Origin of the sequence: Bacillus sp. MYb78, from assembly GCF_002975115.1 — a bacterium.
Lineage (GTDB): Bacteria > Bacillota > Bacilli > Bacillales > Bacillaceae_G > Bacillus_A > Bacillus_A cereus.
Genome location: NZ_PCOB01000002.1, coordinates 160246 through 179407 on the forward strand (window position 1 = coordinate 160246; position 19162 = coordinate 179407).

Sequence of the window (19162 nt, forward strand, 5' to 3'; positions counted from 1 at the left end):
GTATTGAAATGTATAGTGATTTAGAAGGAAAAGTGGTCGTTATTACAGGATCAGCAACTGGTCTTGGTAGGGCGATGGGAGTAAGGTTTGCTAAGGAAAAAGCGAAAGTGGTTATTAATTATCGCTCACGAGAATCAGAAGCAAATGATGTGTTAGAAGAAATTAAAAAGGTAGGCGGAGAAGCGATTGCTGTAAAAGGTGATGTAACCGTCGAATCAGATGTTGTGAATCTCATTCAATCTGCTGTGAAAGAATTTGGTACGCTCGACGTTATGATTAATAATGCAGGGATAGAAAATGCAGTACCATCGCATGAAATGCCACTTGAAGATTGGAATAAAGTAATCAATACAAATTTAACAGGTGCTTTCTTAGGAAGTAGAGAAGCGATTAAATATTTTGTAGAACATGACATTAAAGGGTCTGTCATTAATATGTCTAGTGTTCATGAGAAAATTCCGTGGCCACTATTTGTGCACTATGCAGCGAGTAAGGGTGGCATTAAACTGATGACAGAAACGTTAGCGCTAGAATATGCGCCAAAAGGTATTCGAGTAAATAATATAGGACCAGGTGCAATTAATACGCCGATCAATGCAGAAAAATTTGCTGATCCTAAAAAACGTGCTGACGTAGAAAGTATGATACCGATGGGCTACATTGGAAAACCAGAAGAAATTGCAGCAGTAGCAACTTGGCTCGCTTCTTCAGAGGCGAGTTATGTAACGGGAATTACGCTATTTGCAGATGGTGGAATGACGTTATATCCATCGTTTCAAGCTGGGCGTGGGTAATATAAAAGGACGAAGAGATAAAACTCTTCGTCCTTTTTTTACAAAAAAAATAGCGGCCAGCTATTTTAAATTTAGTGATTAATTGTATCTTGAAGAAATTCTGTTGCTTGATGTTCAGTAACATTTTGTACGAGCGCGACTTCGCTGATCATCATTTTTCGTGCATTATCTAGCATTTGTTTTTCGCTCGCATTTAATGCTCTCTCTTTATTACGGCGAAGTAAATCCCGAACAACTTCTGCGCTATCTTGTAAATTGCCGTTTTTCATTTTTTCCATATTCATTGTATATCTTTGTTTCCATGAGAGTGATGGGTCTGACTCCCCGTTTTGAAATTCAAGAAGTATATCATCTAACGTACCTCGATCAACGATATAACGAATACCCGATTTTTTTAATTGATTCATCGGAAGCATTACTTGCATATCTTTACTAATGATGCGTATCACACAATATTGACGTGAAGTACCTAATATTTCTTTCTCTTCAATTGCTTCAATGATTCCTGCACCGTGCATTGGATAAACGATTTTATCACCAATTTGAAACAAATCATCCACCTCCATATGTGGTAACCACTTTTAATGATAGCATACGTATGTAAAAATGTCAAATTTTATATAATAACATAATATTTATATTCGAGTCAATAAGATGAAGTGCTTTTTTATGTTTTTTTGGGGGACCTTATTTATAGTGATTTTTTTAGAAAAATAGTACAGGTGAAGAAAGAAGGCATATCCACTTATTTTTAAGCATAAAATGTAAAAGCGCTAATACAATATACCTAAATCCGTTCTTTGCAAAGGAGGGAGAGAAGGTGGGGCGCACAATAAAAATTGATATTACAAATAAAGTTGTAGCTAAATTTAGACCAAATTATTTGGAATTATATACGAGTAAATTTATGATAGGTAAGTTTTATGTCTATACTGAAGATAAAGAATATGTGTTAGAAGACGGATATATATATGAGAATGGAAAGTTTTATCGCATCATAGATACGCACCGTGGCAATAATCAAGCGGCGGAGGGCTGCGATCTAGGACGGTGTTAACATGATTCGTGTGAAAGTGTTTGATGAAAGTCACGAAAAAGACTTAGAAGATGCTGTAAATGTTTTTTTGAAAAAGATTGATGATAGCAACTTTGTAGATATTAAATATCAAGTTGGTGTTTCCATTAACGACGATGAAAACCAAATTTATTGTTTTTCAGCAATGATCGTTTATAAAACATAAAAAAGAGCTGGCTCACCCAGCTCTTTTTTATGTTTTATGTTGGGACAACATGTGTCGGTAATACGTTCATAATAGAATGGGGTGTGCCTAATTTCTTTGTCGTTAAAAGAGGCTCCCCTGTTTCATGATTTTGGGCATCTTTACACATACCAAGGTGATAACGATCACCTAAAAATGGATCAATATAAAAACCGTTTTTAAATACTTTATCATTCGGATGTTTTTCATGGTGAATATCAGAGCAGTTAATGCAATAGAACATAGCGTTCAACCCCTTTTTATTTTGTTTGAAAAAAGTGAGTCGGTAGTCATTTCGCTCCTAAGGAAATGTTGAGGAGAAGAGAAATAACTACCTACTCAAATGGTGGGCATATTCCTTCTGATTTGTCATATCTCGCGTATTGTCCCTGAGGGAAGGAGGAGAGACGAAGTACGCATGATATAAGTAAGGCGCTTCTTTCAATATGGATGATGGAGTTTCATGTTGAGAGAAGTTTTTATTTTGTATTGCCTTTGTAAGTATATTATGAGGAAATGCTAAGAGGGTGTTTGTCCTGTTGAAAAAATGTTGAGAATTTCTCAACAGTAAAAGAATTAGCGTTGACATGAAACCAAAAGGTGTTATATTATCGAGGTGAAACCAAAAGGTGTTATGTTATAACGCCGAGTAAAGGAGAATGAACATGGAACAACAAAATACATTAAATGATATTAAACAAACAATCGTTTTTAACGCGTCTATTCAAAAGGTATGGAGTGTAGTATCAACTGCAGAAGGAATTGCGTCATGGTTTATGCCAAATGATTTTGTATTAGAAGTAGGACATGAATTTCATGTGCAATCGCCATTTGGGCCATCACCATGTAAAGTGTTAGAAATTGATGAGCCAAACTATTTATCTTTCTCATGGGATACAGATGGCTGGGTTGTTTCATTTAATTTGAAAGACTTAGGAGATAACAAAACAGAATTTACGTTAATTCACGGCGGCTGGAAACATCCTGATGAAATTCTTCCGAAAGCGAATGCGAAGAGCTCTATTATTCGCGATAGAATGAGCGGTGGTTGGGTAGCGATTGTAAATGAAAAACTGAAAAAGGTTGTCGAAGGCTAAGTGTCCTCGTCAGCAGCGAAATATGATGTATTTCAAGCAATTGCTGATCCAACCCGCCGAGAAGTAATACGGTTATTAAGTGACAAAGAGTTACCGATTTCCAAAATAACGGATCATTTTCCGATGAGTCGTACTGCGGTTGTAAAGCACCTTCATATTCTTTCGGAAGCGAATTTAGTAAGTGGAAGAAAAAGCGGAAGAGAGAAGATATATCGTTTGCATCCAGAACCATTAGAAGAATTACAACAGTGGCTCTCGTATTATGAACGTTTTTGGGATAATAAATTATCCATGCTGAAACATATTGTGGAGAATGAAGAATAAAAAGGATGACCAAAATGGTCATCCTTTTTATTGTTGCTCACTTGTTTGTGTAGCTGGCTTTAATAAAAGCCAAGCAATAATTAATGTAAATACTGCTAATACGAAAGTGCTCATATAAATGACGTGTACGCTTGATGCTAATGCGGATTGTGATTCGGTTACTACGTTTGCTGTAGTACCGCCGTGTCCGCCAGATACAAGATCAAGATTTTTAATACCACGTGCGTGAATCATCGTATTAAAGATTGTACCGAATATTGCAGCACCTAACGTTTGACTAAATGTATTAATAAATGTATTTAAACCAACAGCTGTTCCGCGTGTATGAGCTGGTACGGCTGCTTGAATTGTTACCATGTAAATCGGTGTCACAAGCCCCATTCCTAAGCCGAATAATCCGACTGCTATATAAATGAGGAACGATGGTGAATTGGTTGATAGTGTAAATAATAAGAACGTAGCGACTGATAAAATGCTAGCTCCAAGTAAAATGATTTGTTTCGTTTTTAATTTGCCTACTAAGTTACCAGAGAAAATAGCGCCAAATGTCCACATAACAGGGATTGGCATTAAAATAAGTCCAGCTTCTGTTGCATTTTTCCCTAATACACCTTGACTCCAAATTGGAAGGTACATTGTAATACTAATAATCATTGCGCCAGCAATAAGAGTTAATATATTTATCGTAGATAATGTACGGTTAGAGAAAAGTGCTAGCGGAATTAATGGTTCCGGAGATTTTTTCTCGATGAATAAGAAAATAATAAATGAAACGACGGCGAAGATTAATAGGCCGATAATTGTTATGTCTCCCCAGTTTTGCTTACTGCTACCTGTTAATAATGCATATAGTAGAGCGATTGTACTTAATGAAAAAACTGTTGCACCAAGATAATCGATATGATGTTTAGCAGGTTTAATAGATTCTTTGTAGTAAATTACAATCATTAAGCAAGCGATAATTCCGAATGGAACGTTTAAGAAGAAGATATAACGCCAAGAAAGGGAATCAACTAAAAATCCACCTACTAACGGTCCGATAACACCGGATACACCCCAAACGGCACTCATCCAACCTTGTGCTTTCGCGCGGTCTTTCGCTTCGCTATATAAGTCTCCAATAATCGTCATTGTGATTGGCATAACAGCACCAGCACCGATACCTTGAAGCGCGCGGAAGAAAATTAATTGTTCCATCGATGTAACGACTCCGCAAAGTGCAGAACCGACTAAAAAGATTGTAGCCCCGATCAGTAAAACCTTTTTACGACCGAATAAATCAGCGAGCTTTCCGTATATTGGAGTCGAAACAGCTGTTGCAAGCATATAAATTGCATATACCCAACTAACAAGTTCGACGCCTGACAAATCACTCGTTATACGAGGGATTGCTGTACTAACAATCGTTCCTTCTACCGCAGAAAGAAACGTCATTAACATTAAAGACATCATGACTTTTTTTCTCATTTGTTTTCCCCTTACCCTTTTTTAAATATTCAACAATATAAAATATAAAGGTACTAAGGTATATAAAGCAACAAAAAAGCAATGGAAAGTTACATGGAGCAGATGTTTGTCGCTTCTTGTCGGTAAGTCGATATATTTGAGAAATCGCCGATATAAGTTGTAGAATCGCTGATAAATTTGGAAAATCGCCGATAATGATTTCATGGCAATATTAAAAAAAGAAACAGGAATCCCTGTTTCTTTTTTTAATATTGCATTTTCGCGTTTTCTCCAGCTGTCGTTCCAGCAATTCTACCAGTAACAAGGGCTGATGTAATATTATAGCCACCAGTATAACCATGGATATCAAGAACTTCTCCGCAGAAATATAAGCCGTTCGTGAATTTAGAAGACATTTCTTTCGGATTAATTTCTTTCACGGATACACCTCCGCCAGTAACGAATGCTTTTTCAATTGACTGCGTACCATTTACATTTACAGTAAACTCTTTAAAGTCTTTCACAAGTGCACGAATCTTTTCGTGAGAAACTTGTCCAGCTTGTTCACTACCGTCAATTTCATTTTTTTCTAATAAGAATAGGAAGTAACGTTCAGGGACATAACCTTTTAAAACGTTTTTAATTCCTTTTTTCGGATCTTCTTTCATTTGTTTCAGCATGCGCTGAAATAATTGCTCACTATTTTCCTCTGGCAATGCATCAATACTCATTTGTATTGTGTTCGTTTTAAACTTTTTCAGTGCTTTCACGACGAATTGACTACAGCGAAGAGCAGCAGGACCAGATAGGCCAAAATGAGTGAAGAGCATGTCCATTTTGTGAGAAATGATAGCTTTTCCTTTCGGGTTTAATACGCTTAAGTTTATATCACGTAAAGCAAGACCTTGTAATGAGCGATCACGTATAAACGGCTCGTTTGACAGGATAGGTACTTCTGTTGGGAATAATTCTGTAATTGTATGACCTGCTTTTTCAGCCCAAGCGTATCCGTCTCCAGTGGAACCAGTTTGAGGAACGGATTTTCCGCCAACAGCGATAACGACGTGATTTGTTTCTAACACTTCGCCTGTTTGCAGTACAACTGCCTTCGTTTGACCATTTTCATATTCAATCGTTTCAACAGGCGTATTTGTACGGATTTTTACACCTAAGTCTTTTAATCGTGTTAAAAGTGCGTCTACAACAGATTGTGCTTTGTTTGACACAGGGAACATGCGACCGTGGTCTTCTTCTTTCAATTTAACACCGAGATTTTCGAAGAATGTAATAATATCTTCATTATTAAAAATAGAAAAAGCGCTGTATAAGAAGCGACCGTTTCCTGGTATATGTTTAACAATTTCATCAAGTGGTAGACGGTTTGTTACGTTGCAGCGTCCGCCGCCAGAAATCGCAAGTTTACGCCCAAGTTTATTTCCTTTATCAAGAAGTAAGACATTTGCGCCTTCTTCTGCAGCACCAATTGCAGCCATTAGCCCAGAAGGACCGCCGCCGATGACAATAACATCATAATGCATAATATATCGACCTCATTTTCTACATTTCCTGCCTAAAAGAATAGCATGTTTTCCCTTAAAAGAAAAATAGAGTGAAGTACTGCTTAATGAGAGAATTGTGGTACAATACAAAAGTTAGAGTTCAGCACTATCCTGCTATTTGTAGGCGATAAGACTAAAACCTCAAGATTTAGGAGAAGTAAATAGGGAGTCTGTTAGCCTGTAAATGCTCGAATGGTTCAACTAATAAGGAGTAGGAGAGAAGTCTCCAACTAATTATAGTTTCACTTTATGTAGATGTAGGAGGATTTTTGTATGTCCGATTCGAAATTTCTGCGCGGAACGCTTATTGTTACGCTAGGGACATTTTTAGTAAAGTTCTTAGGCATGATTTACGTCTTTCCGTTTCATGCATTAGTAGGCACAGAAGGCGGAACGCTCTATACATATGGATACATTCCATATACGATCTTTTTAAGTATCGCAACGGCAGGTGTGCCGCTTGCTGTTTCAAAATTTGTTTCCAAATATAATGCGCTTGGCGATTATAAAACGAGCCGGAGAATGTTCCGCTCGGGAATGGTTATGATGATAGTAACAGGAGTTCTTTCGTTCCTAGTACTGTACATGACGGCGCCACTGTTTGCAGAAGCGATGCTTGGTAAACAAAGTATACACAATAATGTAGGAGAAGTTACGACGATCATTCGTCTTGTAAGTTTCGCACTTATTGTTGTACCAGCAGCGAGTTTAATTCGTGGTTATTTCCAAGGTCACCAGTCTATGGGACCAACTACCGTTTCACAAATTATTGAACAAATTATTCGTATCGTCTTTTTATTAGCTGGTAGTTTTATCGTTATTAAAGTACTTGGCGGTACAGTTGCAACAGCAGTTGGAGTAGCGACGTTTGCTGCGTTCGTTTCAGCGGTTGGAGCACTCGGTGTGTTAATTTGGTACTGGTTAAAACGTAAAAAATATTTGGATCAATATTTAATTGAACAAACTGTACCAGAATCAACAGTAAGTACCGTTCAGTTGTTTAAAGAGTTATTCGCATATGCGATTCCTTACGTTGTAATTGGGTTAACAATTCCTTTATATCAACAAATTGATACATTGACATTTAACTCAATTATGCAGGCGATTGGTCAAGGTGATATCGCAGAGCGAGCGCTTGGTATTTTCACAATGTGGACGCATAAGTTAATTATGATTCCTGTATCACTTGCAACAGCGTTTAGTTTAACGCTTGTACCAGCAATTACAAAATCATTTACTGAAAAACAATACCGCTATTTGAAATTACAAATTACACAAACATTCCAAGCAAATATGTTTTTAACATTGCCAGCAGTTATCGGTATTTCAACACTTGCATATCCAATTTACACTGCTTTCTATGACTCAGATCCATTAGGTGGACAAGTATTAATGTGGTATGCACCAGTTGCATTGTTATTTGCTTTATTTACAGTAACAGCGGCAATTCTTCAAGGGATTAATCAGCAAAAGCATGCGATTGTCGCGCTTATTATGGGTGTTATTTTGAAATTTGTATGTAACGTAATCTTTATTCGTTATTTCGGTACAGTAGGAGCAATTCTAGCGACCGCAGTTGGTTTCTTAGCTTCTGTTTGGTATACAAATCGACAAATTAAAAAATACGCACACTATTCATTCGGTGTTGTATATAAAAGAACATTCCAAATTGCAGTACTGACACTTATAATGGTCGTTGCTGTAAAACTATCACAATGGCTTCTATCCTTCATGATTTCGCCTGATGGCCGTATTGGTGCTCTTATAACAGTTGCGATTTGTGCAGGTATTGGCGGTCTTGTTTACGGATTGTTAGCAATTCGCACAGGAGTACTTGAAAGAGTATTTGGCGGAGAAGCATTAGATAAAATTCAACGTAAACTTGGTAGTAGATTTAAAATAAAGTTGAAATCAAGAGGGGCGTAATTACGTCCCCTTTTCTATGATAAATAAAGAAGGTGAAAAACGTGAGATTAGATAAATTATTAGCGAATATGGGATATGGGAGTAGAAAAGAAGTAAAGAAATTATTGAAAGATGGCGTTGTGAAAATTGATGGAACGCCAGTAAAAGATGCGAAAGTTCATGTAAATGTAGAAGAGCAAGAAGTTATGATTCACGGTGAAGTTGTGGAATACAAAGAGTTTGTTTACTTAATGATGCATAAGCCACAAGGTGTTATTTCAGCGACGGAAGATGATAATCATGAAACAGTAATAGATTTATTAGAATTAGAAGATGCAATCTTTGATCCGTTCCCAGTTGGACGACTTGATATCGATACGGAAGGTTTCTTATTGATAACAAATGATGGCAAGTTATCACATCAATTATTATCTCCGAAAAAGCATGTGCCGAAAAAATATTATGCACACGTTGCAGGAGTAGTAACAGAAGAGGATGTAAAAGAGTTTGCTAAAGGTGTTATTTTAGACGATGGCTATGAAACAAAGCCAGGTGCGCTTACAATATTGAAAAGCGATGATATTTCTGAAATTGAGCTTGTGATTACGGAAGGAAAATTCCATCAAGTGAAGCGTATGTTTGAAGCGGTAGGGAAAAAAGTAGTCTACCTAAAGAGAACAGAGATGGGTCCGTTAGTATTAGATGAAGAACTAGAACTTGGACAATACCGAGAGCTAACAGATGAAGAAGTAGAAATGTTAAGAACATACCAAGTAGATACTGAAAAGTAGTACCTTTATAGGTGCAGAAAAAACCCCTTTCTAATAGTTAGAAAGGGGTATGTATTTATTTACATACAATTATTTTTCGTTATGAGGTCATTCTCACTTTCTTTCCTGTTGTTGTCCACTTACCGCGGCAAGGGCTATACACGAGTTCATTAAACTGCAACACATTTAGATCACGTTGTATCGTTCGCGGTGTGATCCCGAACTCATCTACAAGGTCTTTCGTCGTTACCGTTCCGTTTTCATTGATGTACATATAAATTGATTTAATGCGTGTTAGCATACGAGTAGTTGTAGGTTTCAAGAGAAAACCACTCCTCTACTAGTTTTTTTGACCCCATTCAGGAAAGAAGGTCGTTACTACCATTGTACTCTACATGATAAAATTCATGCTTTAATCTACTTAAATTTTACAAAAGTTTAACAAATATTTATATAGAAAAATATTGGTAGTTGACATTGTATATATGGTCAGTCAACTAACACATAAAATTCTACGTAAAACGCCAAATTCCTGCAAATTTTTTTGAAAAAATAAAAGAAAAACTAATAAGAAATGTCTGAAATATTACAATTGTTCGGTATTTAGTTTTCGTGTATGGCATAAGGGATTTCGGTTTGCTATGATGAAAGAGATAATATAGTGAAGGATGGATGCGTGATGTCAGCGATTAATTGGACTGAAGAAGTTGCAAAACGAAAAGATGATTTAATTCGTGATACACAACAATTTTTACAAATTAAAAGTGTATGGGAAGAAGAATCGGCGAAAGAAGGCACACCATTCGGTGAAGGTGTAGAAAAAGCGCTATCTTTCATGTTACATAAAGGAGAAGCTGAAGGTTTTGCTTCTAAAAATTTAGAAGGATATGCAGGTCATCTTGAAATGGGACAAGGAGAAGAGTTAGTAGGTATTCTTTGTCACGTTGATGTTGTACCAGAAGGAGATGGCTGGACGACTCCTGCGTATAGTGCGGATATTCGCGACGGAAAGATTTTTGCACGTGGTGCAATTGACGATAAAGGCCCAACGATGGCAGCATATTATGCGATGAAAATTGTGAAAGAATTAGGCTTACCTCTTTCAAAACGTGTTCGTATGATTATAGGAACAGATGAGGAAAGCAATTGGAAATGTGTAGATCACTACTTTAAAAACGAAGAAATGCCAACAATCGGTTTTGCACCAGATGCAGACTTTCCAATTATTAATGCAGAAAAAGGAATTTCTGATATACAAGTTGTGCAAAATGGTAGTGAAGAGAAAAAAGGTACATATGAACTTGTTTCATTTGATTCAGGGCGTCGTTTAAATATGGTTCCTGATTTTGCAGAAGCGGTTATTACAGGAGAAGATGTAAATGCACTTACAGTAGCATATGAAGAGTATTTACAAACTGCTAAAAAAATAGGGAAATCGACTATAGAAGGCAATACAGTAACGTTGCAAATAGAAGGAATTTCAGCGCACGGATCTACTCCTGAAAAAGGAGAAAATGCAGGTTTATTATTAGCAAACTTCTTAACTACAGTTTCACTTGATGGAAAAGCAACTGCATTTGCGACATTTGCAACAGAAACATTTACTGGTGATATTTTTGGTGAAAAAGCTACTATTGCTTATAAAGATGAAATTAGCGGTCCATTAACAGTGAATGTTGGTCGCCTTTCTTATAAGAAAGAGAATGGTGGTAATTTAGGATTAAACGTACGTTACCCAGTTACGACTAACTTTGAAGAAATGATTGCAAAGTTAAAAGAATATGTAGGTACGTATGGATTTGCAGTAGCAGACTATTCTAACTCTCGTCCGCATCACGTTGATAAAGATCACGAGTTAATTCGTACGTTGCAACGTGTATATGAGGAACAAACAGGTGAAAAAGCTGAATTGTTAGCAATCGGCGGAGGTACTTATGCTCGCTCATTAAAAGCTGGTGTGGCATTTGGACCGCTATTCCCTGGAAAAGAAGAACTTGCGCATCAAAAAGATGAGTACATTGAAATTGAAGACTTATTAAAAGCAACAGCAATTTATGCGCAAGCAATTCATGAACTAGCGAAGTAAAGTGAAACTTTAATCGCCGATATATGAATAATGACCGCTCTCTACTTTAGAGGGCGGCTTCTTTTTAATTGAATGAGATAAGAAAGAAAAGAAACAATAGAAAGAAGGAGACGGTGTACATGGATAGGCATTATTTTGTCGCAATTACGTTACCAAATCATATAAAAGAAGTGCTGTCTAACTATAAAGAGGATACGAATGAGGAATTACCATTTCGCTCGTGGGTACATAAGGAAGATTATCATATTACCCTTTCCTTTTTAGGAGGTGCGACAGAAGAACAGTTAAAAGGGATAAAGAATGGATTACAAACACTTACAAAAACAAAAGAACTATCGTTCACGTTACAAGGTTTTTCAACGTTTGGTAGAGAAGATCAGCCCCGTATTTTTTGGGCGAAGGTAAGTGAGAATCACGATTTGTTTCAGTTGCAAAAGCAAGTACATGTCATTTGTGAAGAAAATGGATTTTCTCTAGAAACACGCCCGTATCATCCACATATTACTGTTGCTCGTAAATGGATAGGAGAAGAAAAGTTTCATTTAGAAAGTATAAAAGAAGTACCTGAAATATCATTTCAAGCAGATACAATTACTTTATACGAATCCCACGTGAAAGAAACCCCGAAGTATAAATCGATTGCTGAAATAAAATTACAAAAATAGAATGGTGAAAACGTTTTTTATGCAGGTGAATATACTATAGAGAAGAATGGAGTTACTGTATAGAGTCTTGTTGATAAGAAAAGCCTTATCATTTGCAGCTCATTTTATCTCGCTCATTAAAGTTTCACTTTATTTTAATTTTGAGAATGATGGTGATTTTTTTATGTTGAAAGTAAAACGTCCATTTGATGCCTATTTAGATGAAATGAATAAAATTACAATTTTGCTCCCACATGCGTATGGAACAAGTCGGACATTTCGTTTGCAAGAAGGAAGTAATGTGAAAGATTTACCGATTGCTCATACGATTGCGCTTCCAGATGCAACGAAGTATGAGTGCTTTATAGAAGAGCCGCTAGATGTGGGAAAGTATTATACAGTACGAGATGAACGGAATGAAGAAACGGATTTACAAATAGGTGCTGTTATTCGAACAACAATTTTCGATGAAAAGTATTATTACGAAGGTACAGATTTAGGTGCTGTGTATCAAAAAGAAGAAACGACATTTAAAGTATGGGCCCCAACTGCAAGGCTTGCGAAAATAAGAATTTATAAGAGCGATAAAGAATATGCCGATCATGAAATGTACAGGGGAGAAAACGGAGTTTGGATTCAAACATTACAAGGTGATTTAGACGGAGCACGCTATACATTTCTTGTTTGTATTAATTTAATATGGAACGAAGCTGTAGATCCTTATGCAAAGTCGGTGACGGTAAACGGAAAACACGGTGTTGTTATCGATTTAGAAAAAACGAATGTAACAAGAAGAGAAGGATTACCACCATTACAATCAATGACAGATGCCATATTGTATGAACTGCATATTCGTGATGCGACTATACATCAAAATAGTGGAGTGATTCAAAAGGGAACATATAAAGGATTGATGGAAGAGGGAACAACAGGACGGAATGGGACTTTAACAGGGTTGTCTCATATAAAAGATTTAGGTGTTACACATGTTGAACTATTACCGTTATATTGTTTCGGTGGTGTAGATGAGGCGAATCCTTCGTCTGCCTATAATTGGGGGTATAATCCATTATATTACAATGCACCAACAGGATTTTATGCTACAAATCCCTCTGATCCGTATAACAGGATAGTAGAGTGTAAACAGTTAATCGAGACATTTCATGAGCATGGCATTAGGGTAATTATAGATGTTGTATATAATCATGTTTATGAAAGAGAGCTATCATCATTTGAAAAGCTTGTTCCAGGATACTATTTTCGTCATGGTGAAGATGGTATGCCTTCTAATGGGACGGGAGTCGGAAATGATATAGCATCTGAACGGAAAATGATGAGGAAATTCATTGTAGAGTCTATTTTATATTGGCTTACTGAATACAATGTCGATGGATTCCGATTCGACTTAATGGGAATTTTAGATGTTGATACAATGAATATGATAGAAAAAGAAGTGCGAAACATAAAACGAGATGCTTTGTTATTAGGAGAAGGATGGGATTTACAAACACCGCTTCCTCGTGAGGAAAAAGCAACGTTAAATAATGCGAAGAAAATGCCACATATGGCGCAGTTTAATGATCAATTTCGTGATGGGATAAAAGGGAGTACATTTCATATAAATAAGCGTGGTTTTGCATTTGGTGGGCATGTAGACTGTAATCATTTGCAGTATATTGCAGCAGGAAGTCTTTTAAGTATGAAAGAAACAGGGCTGTTTCTAGAGCCGGCGCAAAGCATTAACTATGTAGAATGTCATGATAATATGACGATGTGGGATAAACTAGTGCGCAGTAATGAAGAATCAGAAGCGATTTTGAAAAAACGTCACCTGCTAGCGAGCGCAATGGTTATTCTTTCACAAGGTATTCCTTTCTTACATGCAGGACAAGAGTTTTATCGTACGAAGAAAGGAAATGAAAATAGCTATAATGCAAATGATGAGATCAATCAATTAGATTGGGATCAAAAAGAGAAAGAAATAGAGACCGTTAACTATATAAAAGGTTTAATTGCGATTCGTAAAGAGCATGGGGCATTCCGATTACAAAACGCAGACCTTATAAAAAAACATATGACTTTTTTACAAACATCTACAGAAGTACTTGCGTATCACCTAGAGCATGCAGAATCGTTTGGGCCGTGGAAAGAGATTGTCGTTTTATTTAATAGCGGTTTAGAAGCTAAAACTGTGCAACTTCCGAAAGAAGAAACGTGGCATGTGATAGTAGACGAAAAGCAAGCGGAAATAGAGCCAATTTCTTCATTTAGAGGAAAGGAACTTAGGCTCGCTCCAATTAGCACGTATATATTGACGATAATGTGACAAATCGCTACTTGACGATGAGAATGTAATAAATGTAGAATTGACAAAGGTGACGATTTTGATAAGTTGTCATTCTATGACAGGTTTTGTAAAATAAAATAGAGAATTTTTGGCTGAGGCTAATTTTTCTTTTCATTTACAGTAAAATATATGAATCCACAACATGTGTAGAAATGTTGCGGTTTTTCTTTTCATAACTATAAAAGATAAGGATTTGTTAACGGGTAATGAATATGGAATGGTTGGAACAATTATTAGGAAAAGAGTGGAGTCTTGTACCGGCTGGTGGAGTAACGGGCGATGCATATATTGCGCAAAACGGACAACAGAAGTTATTTTTAAAGCGGAATACATCGCCCTTTTTAGCGGTATTGTCAGCAGAAGGAATTGTTCCAAAATTACTTTGGACAAGAAGGGTAACGAACGGTGATGTAATTTCTGCTCAAAAATGGCTTCCGGGACAGAAGTTAGAGCCAGAGGATATGAAACTAGAACGTGTTGCGAAACTTTTGAAGAAAATTCACTCCTCTAAAGCGCTTGTACAGATGATTCAAAGACTTGGGAAGCAACCGCTTCACGCACAAGAGTTATTACAACAACTGCAACTCGTTTTAAGAGGAGATATAAGGGATGATGAAACAATTCAGCAAGGCCTTCAATATTTAATGGATTCATTAAAAGCTATTGAATACAATGAATTCGTTGTATGCCATTGTGATGTAAACCATAACAACTGGATATTGTCGGATGAAGATGAGTTGTTTTTAATTGATTGGGATGGAGCTGTAATTGCTGACCCAGCTCTAGACCTTGGTATGTTATTATATTGGTACATTCCGCGCCAGGAGTGGAGTGAGTGGCTCGGTTTTTATGATATTGAAATGGATGAATCGCTGCTTAGGCGCATGAGATGGTATGTGATAGCACAAACGATTTTGTCTATTCAATGGCATACAACAAAAAAACAGCAAGCAGAAGCTGAATATTGGCATCAATATTTACAGCAACTACTTGCTTCAGAATAATACTTAAGAAAAATTGTCCATTCCAGCAATCCACTGAGTAAGTTGTTCTTGATTATTGGAAATATGGTTGTCCAAATTAGAGGAAGATTTACCCGATTGACTATAAGAATATACATCGTTTAGCATTGTTTTAGCGTCACTACTTATATTATCGTTTGCGAGTAACGATTGAATGAGGCGCTCTAATTGCTCGCATTCTGAAACTGTCCCGCAGCAATCACTTTGGTGGTTGACTAAAATATCTTTCAGCACTTCTAATTGATGTTGTTGATTAATTGGCATGAACGGATCATCCTTTCGATTGTTTTTCTCTTCAAATGTAAGAGAAAAAGCTGTTTCGTCATGGAATGTTTAATGCTGTATGTAGTTTTTATCAAAATGGTACATCTTATACTTGAAAGAAACGGACCGAGTGCTCGTACGTACTTGGTTTTTTGTTTGGTAGATTGATTAAAAAAAGAAAGAAGGAATTATTCCTTTAAAATAGTTTTGTAAAGAGAGGGAGACATCTATGCGTTTAAGACATAAACCATATGCAATGGATCGAATTAACGAGTATTCACATATCGTAATCGGAAACCCAGAGGAGCGCGCTGGTAACTGGAAAGAAGTATTTGGAAATGAACAACCAATTCATATTGAAGTAGGTACAGGTCGTGGCCGCTTTATGTATGATATGGCAAAAGCGAATCCACATATTAATTATATTGGAATTGAAAAATTCACAAGTGTTGTTGTAGATGCACTTGATAAATTAATTGAAGAAGAAGTGCCGAACTTAAAGTTAATTAATAAAGATGCTGAAGATTTAACAGTTTTCTTTGCAAAAGGTGAGATTGATCGCGTTTATTTAAACTTCTCAGATCCATGGCCAAAGAAGCGTCATACGAAGCGTCGTTTAACGTATAAAACGTTTTTACGCAATTATGAAGAAGTGTTAGTAGAAGGCGGAGAAATTCATTTCAAAACAGATAACCAAGGTTTATTTGAATATTCTCTTATGAGTATGGCTGAGTATGGTATGTTACTAACTTACTTAAGCTTAGATCTTCATAACAGCGACTTTGAAGGTAACATCATGACTGAATACGAAGAGAAATTCTCTAGTAAAGGTCATCGTATTTACCGAGTTGAAGCAAAATATCGTACAGAGCCTATGCAGTAATGCATAGGTTTTTTTATATCTAAAATAATCAGAATTTTATGTTAAGATTAATTGAAAGGGGGATGTGTAATGGAACAGTTACAAATTGGAGATATAAAAGTAACGTGGTTAAAAGGCGGAAATACACATTTAGATGGAGGGGCAATGTTTGGTGTTGTGCCGAAAGTACTTTGGTCACGTAAATATAAACATAATGACACAAATCATATTTACTTACGAACAGATCCGTTACTTTTACAAACGAAAGATGGAAATATGCTCATTGATTCAGGAATAGGAAACGGTAAGTTGGATGAGAAGATGAAACGAAATCAAGGTGTAACAGAAGAATCATCGGTTTATGAATCGTTAGAAAAACAGGGATTAAAGCCTGAAGATATTCAATATGTTTTAATGACACACCTTCATTTTGATCATGCATCTGGCCTAACAAAATGGGATGGGGATCACCTTGTACCAGCGTTTCCAAATGCAAAAGTTTACGTAAGTGAAACAGAGTGGAATGAAATGAGGAACCCAAATATTAGATCCCGTAATACATATTGGAAGGAAAATTGGGAACCGATTGTAGATCAAGTTGTTACGTTTCAGCAAGAAATAGAAATTACAGATGAAATCAAGATGGCACATACGGGTGGGCATAGTGATGGACATGCAGTCATCATTTTGGAGAGTCAAGGGGAAACGATGCTACATTTAGCAGATCTCTTGCCGACGCACGCGCATCAAAATGTATTATGGGTAATGGCATACGATGATTATCCGATGACCTCGATTGAAAATAAACAAAAGTGGATGAAGTATGGTGCTGACAAAGAGGCGTGGTTTACGTTTTATCATGATGCATATTATCGTGCTGTGAAGTGGAATGAGGAAGGGCATATCGTAGAAAAAATAGAACGGAAAACGAGTATAGAAGCATAAAAATAGGAGGTTGTTCCATTATATTTATTGGAGCAGCTTCTTTTTTATTATAGAATTTTGCCGGTAAGTCGATATATTTAAAAAATCGCTGATATAATTTTAATCAATACCCGCAATTTCAAAAAAATAAGAGGTTCACCTAATGGGAACCCTCCGTTTTATGCTGCTATAACCTCTAAAACAGTACCTGTTTTAGCATCAACTAAAAATTCAAATCGTTCTTGTATATCATCTAACATTGTTGTAAGACCGCCGCGATAAACTTCATATGCGACATCATATTTTTCAAATGTCTCTGGAACCATATGTACCCAAGAGCCAGTAATTTCACCTTTATGACTTAATGCTTGTTTCACCATTTTCAATGCTTTTTCTGAAGAAATATGGGATTGTTCTTGTACTTTGTTTGCAACGAGATAACCAGCTGCGAACCCAACGCCAAGACCTGCTACTAAACCTTTCCAGCTCATATATTCACCTCAATTCTATAAAATAAAAATAGTGTACCAATAATAATTATAAAGCAAATACAGCTAAAAAAGAAGAAACTAGAAACATTTCGAAAATTTCGTTACAATAAAAGAGGTATTCTACTAAGGTTTGAAAGAAGGGGACTTCGTGAATAAAGAGACATTGCAATTATTTCGTACGTTAACAGAATTACAAGGTGCATCAGGTTTTGAACATGATGTACGCCGTTTTATGAAACAAGAATTAAGCAAATATGCGGATGAAATTGTACAAGACGGTTTAGGTAGCGTATTTGGTCTGAAAAAAGGGGACGAAACTGGCCCGCGTGTTCTTGTAGCAGGTCATATGGATGAAGTAGGTTTCATGGTTACGCAAATTACGAAAAACGGAATGCTTCGTTTTCAAACGTTAGGCGGCTGGTGGAGCCAAGTTTTATTAGCACAGCGTGTACAAGTTATGACGAAGAATGGTCCTGTTATTGGGGTTGTTGGTTCTATTCCTCCTCATTTATTAAGTGACGCGCAACGTGCAAAACCGATGGATATAAAAAATATGTTAATTGATATAGGTGCAGATAGTTATGAAGATGCGATTGAAATTGGTGTAAAACCAGGACAACAAATCGTGCCGATTTGCCCATTCACACCGATGGCAAATGAGAAGAAAATTATGGCGAAAGCTTGGGACAACCGTTACGGATGTGGTCTTGCAATCGAATTGTTAAAAGAATTAAAAGACGAAACATTACCAAATACATTATATTCTGGTGCTACTGTACAAGAAGAAGTAGGTCTTCGCGGAGCGCAAACCGCTGCAAATATGATTCAACCAGACATTTTCTATGCGCTTGATGCAAGTCCAGCAAACGATGCATCTGGTGACAAAACGCAGTTCGGTCAATTAGGAAAAGGTGCCCTTCTTCGTATTTACGATCGCACGATGGTAACACATAGAGGAATGCGCGAATTCATTTTAGATACAGCAGAAACAAACAACATTCCGTACCAATACTTTATTTCACAAGGTGGTACAGATGCTGGTCGTGTACATACAAGTAACTCTGGTATCCCATCAGCAGTAATTGGTGTTTGTGCACGCTACATTCATACACATGCTTCAATTTTACATGTTGATGATTATGCAGCGGCGCAAGAATTAATTACGAAGCTTGTAAGAACAACAGATAAAACGACGTTAGAGACAATTAAGAATAACGCGTAGAGAAGAAGGGCGAAAAACCCTTCTTTTTTTAGATTGAAGAGATGACCCAGCGATGAGTGGGAGCGGTCAGTGCTTAATTGGTGTTCGAATGATGTATGAAGACTCCAAGTAGGAAGTGAGAGGAAGGCTGTTTTTGTTTTTGAAGA

At 36.7% G+C, this 19162-nt stretch carries 21 protein-coding genes; 14 read left to right on the forward strand and 7 right to left on the reverse strand.

Going from position 1 to position 19162, the window contains the following annotated elements; genetic code table 11:
• Nucleotides 1–8 precede the first annotated feature (8 nt).
• Nucleotides 9–794, forward strand: coding sequence for a glucose 1-dehydrogenase (locus tag CQ064_RS04720; RefSeq protein WP_000286698.1), 786 nt, complete (start codon nt 9–11; stop codon nt 792–794).
• 71 nt (nt 795–865) lie between these two features.
• Here CQ064_RS04720 and CQ064_RS04725 read toward each other — a convergent pair whose 3' ends face one another.
• Nucleotides 866–1360: a CarD family transcriptional regulator gene (locus CQ064_RS04725; protein WP_000451447.1), complete on the reverse strand. Its 495-nt coding sequence runs from the start codon at nt 1358–1360 to the stop codon at nt 866–868.
• Between the two features lie 254 nt (nt 1361–1614).
• Here CQ064_RS04725 and CQ064_RS04730 point away from each other — a divergent pair, with 254 nt between their 5' ends.
• Entirely contained in the window at nt 1615–1851 is a 237-nt protein-coding gene (locus CQ064_RS04730) for a DUF2553 family protein (RefSeq protein WP_000533803.1), read from the forward strand.
• 1 nt (nt 1852) lies between these two features.
• Nucleotides 1853–2035: a sporulation protein Cse60 gene (locus tag CQ064_RS04735; RefSeq protein WP_000621752.1), complete on the forward strand. Its 183-nt coding sequence runs from the start codon at nt 1853–1855 to the stop codon at nt 2033–2035.
• Between the two features lie 34 nt (nt 2036–2069).
• Here CQ064_RS04735 and CQ064_RS04740 read toward each other — a convergent pair whose 3' ends face one another.
• Entirely contained in the window at nt 2070–2297 is a 228-nt protein-coding gene (locus tag CQ064_RS04740) for a DUF3973 domain-containing protein (RefSeq protein WP_000498986.1), read from the reverse strand.
• A 421-nt stretch (nt 2298–2718) separates the two neighbouring features.
• Between CQ064_RS04740 and CQ064_RS04750 the strand changes: the two genes are divergently transcribed.
• Nucleotides 2719–3150 (forward strand): SRPBCC family protein, encoded by a 432-nt coding sequence (locus CQ064_RS04750; RefSeq protein ID WP_000437770.1) that lies wholly within the window; start codon nt 2719–2721, stop codon nt 3148–3150.
• Complete coding sequence (locus CQ064_RS04755; RefSeq protein WP_000098837.1) at nt 3151–3474, forward strand: ArsR/SmtB family transcription factor; 324 nt, start codon at nt 3151–3153, stop codon at nt 3472–3474.
• 27 nt (nt 3475–3501) lie between these two features.
• Here CQ064_RS04755 and CQ064_RS04760 read toward each other — a convergent pair whose 3' ends face one another.
• Complete coding sequence (locus CQ064_RS04760; RefSeq protein ID WP_001228029.1) at nt 3502–4941, reverse strand: MDR family MFS transporter; 1440 nt, start codon at nt 4939–4941, stop codon at nt 3502–3504.
• Nucleotides 4942–5186: 245 nt separating this feature from the next.
• Nucleotides 5187–6458 (reverse strand): BaiN/RdsA family NAD(P)/FAD-dependent oxidoreductase, encoded by a 1272-nt coding sequence (locus CQ064_RS04765; protein ID WP_000558864.1) that lies wholly within the window; start codon nt 6456–6458, stop codon nt 5187–5189.
• A gap of 294 nt (nt 6459–6752) precedes the next feature.
• Between CQ064_RS04765 and CQ064_RS04770 the strand changes: the two genes are divergently transcribed.
• Both CQ064_RS04770 and CQ064_RS04775 read left to right on the forward strand, forming a co-directional pair.
• The gene (locus tag CQ064_RS04770; RefSeq protein WP_001284026.1) at nt 6753–8405 is read left to right on the forward strand and encodes a putative polysaccharide biosynthesis protein; all 1653 of its coding nucleotides are present in this window, start codon (nt 6753–6755) and stop codon (nt 8403–8405) included.
• Between the two features lie 41 nt (nt 8406–8446).
• Nucleotides 8447–9175: a pseudouridine synthase gene (locus CQ064_RS04775; RefSeq protein ID WP_001234948.1), complete on the forward strand. Its 729-nt coding sequence runs from the start codon at nt 8447–8449 to the stop codon at nt 9173–9175.
• A gap of 79 nt (nt 9176–9254) precedes the next feature.
• On the opposite strand, the gene CQ064_RS04780 is transcribed toward CQ064_RS04775, so the two are convergent.
• On the reverse strand, nt 9255–9476 hold the full coding sequence (locus tag CQ064_RS04780; protein ID WP_000805512.1) for a DeoR family transcriptional regulator: 222 nt from the start codon (nt 9474–9476) through the stop codon (nt 9255–9257).
• 357 nt (nt 9477–9833) lie between these two features.
• Here CQ064_RS04780 and pepV point away from each other — a divergent pair, with 357 nt between their 5' ends.
• From pepV to CQ064_RS04800, 4 genes are all read left to right on the forward strand, one after another.
• The gene (gene pepV, locus CQ064_RS04785; protein ID WP_001274280.1) at nt 9834–11240 is read left to right on the forward strand and encodes a dipeptidase PepV; all 1407 of its coding nucleotides are present in this window, start codon (nt 9834–9836) and stop codon (nt 11238–11240) included.
• Nucleotides 11241–11359: 119 nt separating this feature from the next.
• Nucleotides 11360–11905, forward strand: coding sequence for an RNA 2',3'-cyclic phosphodiesterase (gene thpR / locus CQ064_RS04790; protein WP_000373843.1), 546 nt, complete (start codon nt 11360–11362; stop codon nt 11903–11905).
• 163 nt (nt 11906–12068) lie between these two features.
• Nucleotides 12069–14210, forward strand: coding sequence for a type I pullulanase (gene pulA, locus CQ064_RS04795; protein WP_000921757.1), 2142 nt, complete (start codon nt 12069–12071; stop codon nt 14208–14210).
• A 227-nt stretch (nt 14211–14437) separates the two neighbouring features.
• Nucleotides 14438–15235 carry a phosphotransferase family protein gene (locus CQ064_RS04800; RefSeq protein WP_002094168.1) on the forward strand — a complete coding sequence of 266 codons (798 nt, stop codon included), beginning with the start codon at nt 14438–14440 and terminating at the stop codon, nt 15233–15235.
• A 3-nt stretch (nt 15236–15238) separates the two neighbouring features.
• Here the strand turns inward: CQ064_RS04800 and CQ064_RS04805 are convergent, their stop codons facing one another.
• Complete coding sequence (locus CQ064_RS04805; protein ID WP_001122235.1) at nt 15239–15517, reverse strand: YtzH-like family protein; 279 nt, start codon at nt 15515–15517, stop codon at nt 15239–15241.
• A gap of 229 nt (nt 15518–15746) precedes the next feature.
• Here CQ064_RS04805 and trmB point away from each other — a divergent pair, with 229 nt between their 5' ends.
• Both trmB and CQ064_RS04815 read left to right on the forward strand, forming a co-directional pair.
• Complete coding sequence (trmB, locus tag CQ064_RS04810; protein ID WP_001239383.1) at nt 15747–16400, forward strand: tRNA (guanosine(46)-N7)-methyltransferase TrmB; 654 nt, start codon at nt 15747–15749, stop codon at nt 16398–16400.
• A 69-nt stretch (nt 16401–16469) separates the two neighbouring features.
• On the forward strand, nt 16470–17324 hold the full coding sequence (locus CQ064_RS04815; RefSeq protein ID WP_000436839.1) for a YtnP family quorum-quenching lactonase: 855 nt from the start codon (nt 16470–16472) through the stop codon (nt 17322–17324).
• 158 nt (nt 17325–17482) lie between these two features.
• On the opposite strand, the gene CQ064_RS04820 is transcribed toward CQ064_RS04815, so the two are convergent.
• Nucleotides 17483–17794 (reverse strand): PepSY domain-containing protein, encoded by a 312-nt coding sequence (locus CQ064_RS04820; protein WP_000118541.1) that lies wholly within the window; start codon nt 17792–17794, stop codon nt 17483–17485.
• 148 nt (nt 17795–17942) lie between these two features.
• On the opposite strand from CQ064_RS04820, the gene CQ064_RS04825 reads away from it, so the two are divergent.
• The gene (locus tag CQ064_RS04825) at nt 17943–19016 is read left to right on the forward strand and encodes a M42 family metallopeptidase (protein ID WP_014482158.1); all 1074 of its coding nucleotides are present in this window, start codon (nt 17943–17945) and stop codon (nt 19014–19016) included.
• Nucleotides 19017–19162: the final 146 nt, after the last annotated feature.

Excerpts from the sequence above, each read along its gene's own strand:
- CQ064_RS04720 (WP_000286698.1), top strand. The coding sequence starts at position 9 with ATGTATAGTGATTTAGAAGGAAAAGTGGTCGTTATTACAGGATCAGCA.
- CQ064_RS04725 (WP_000451447.1), bottom strand. The coding sequence starts at position 1,360 with ATGGAGGTGGATGATTTGTTTCAAATTGGTGATAAAATCGTTTATCCA.
- CQ064_RS04735 (WP_000621752.1), top strand. The coding sequence starts at position 1,853 with ATGATTCGTGTGAAAGTGTTTGATGAAAGTCACGAAAAAGACTTAGAA.
- CQ064_RS04740 (WP_000498986.1), bottom strand. The coding sequence starts at position 2,297 with ATGTTCTATTGCATTAACTGCTCTGATATTCACCATGAAAAACATCCG.
- CQ064_RS04750 (WP_000437770.1), top strand. The coding sequence starts at position 2,719 with ATGGAACAACAAAATACATTAAATGATATTAAACAAACAATCGTTTTT.
- CQ064_RS04760 (WP_001228029.1), bottom strand. The coding sequence starts at position 4,941 with ATGAGAAAAAAAGTCATGATGTCTTTAATGTTAATGACGTTTCTTTCT.
- CQ064_RS04765 (WP_000558864.1), bottom strand. The coding sequence starts at position 6,458 with ATGCATTATGATGTTATTGTCATCGGCGGCGGTCCTTCTGGGCTAATG.
- CQ064_RS04770 (WP_001284026.1), top strand. The coding sequence starts at position 6,753 with ATGTCCGATTCGAAATTTCTGCGCGGAACGCTTATTGTTACGCTAGGG.
- pepV (WP_001274280.1), top strand. The coding sequence starts at position 9,834 with ATGTCAGCGATTAATTGGACTGAAGAAGTTGCAAAACGAAAAGATGAT.
- thpR (WP_000373843.1), top strand. The coding sequence starts at position 11,360 with ATGGATAGGCATTATTTTGTCGCAATTACGTTACCAAATCATATAAAA.
- pulA (WP_000921757.1), top strand. The coding sequence starts at position 12,069 with ATGTTGAAAGTAAAACGTCCATTTGATGCCTATTTAGATGAAATGAAT.
- CQ064_RS04800 (WP_002094168.1), top strand. The coding sequence starts at position 14,438 with ATGAATATGGAATGGTTGGAACAATTATTAGGAAAAGAGTGGAGTCTT.
- CQ064_RS04805 (WP_001122235.1), bottom strand. The coding sequence starts at position 15,517 with ATGCCAATTAATCAACAACATCAATTAGAAGTGCTGAAAGATATTTTA.
- trmB (WP_001239383.1), top strand. The coding sequence starts at position 15,747 with ATGCGTTTAAGACATAAACCATATGCAATGGATCGAATTAACGAGTAT.
- CQ064_RS04815 (WP_000436839.1), top strand. The coding sequence starts at position 16,470 with ATGGAACAGTTACAAATTGGAGATATAAAAGTAACGTGGTTAAAAGGC.
- CQ064_RS04820 (WP_000118541.1), bottom strand. The coding sequence starts at position 17,794 with ATGAGCTGGAAAGGTTTAGTAGCAGGTCTTGGCGTTGGGTTCGCAGCT.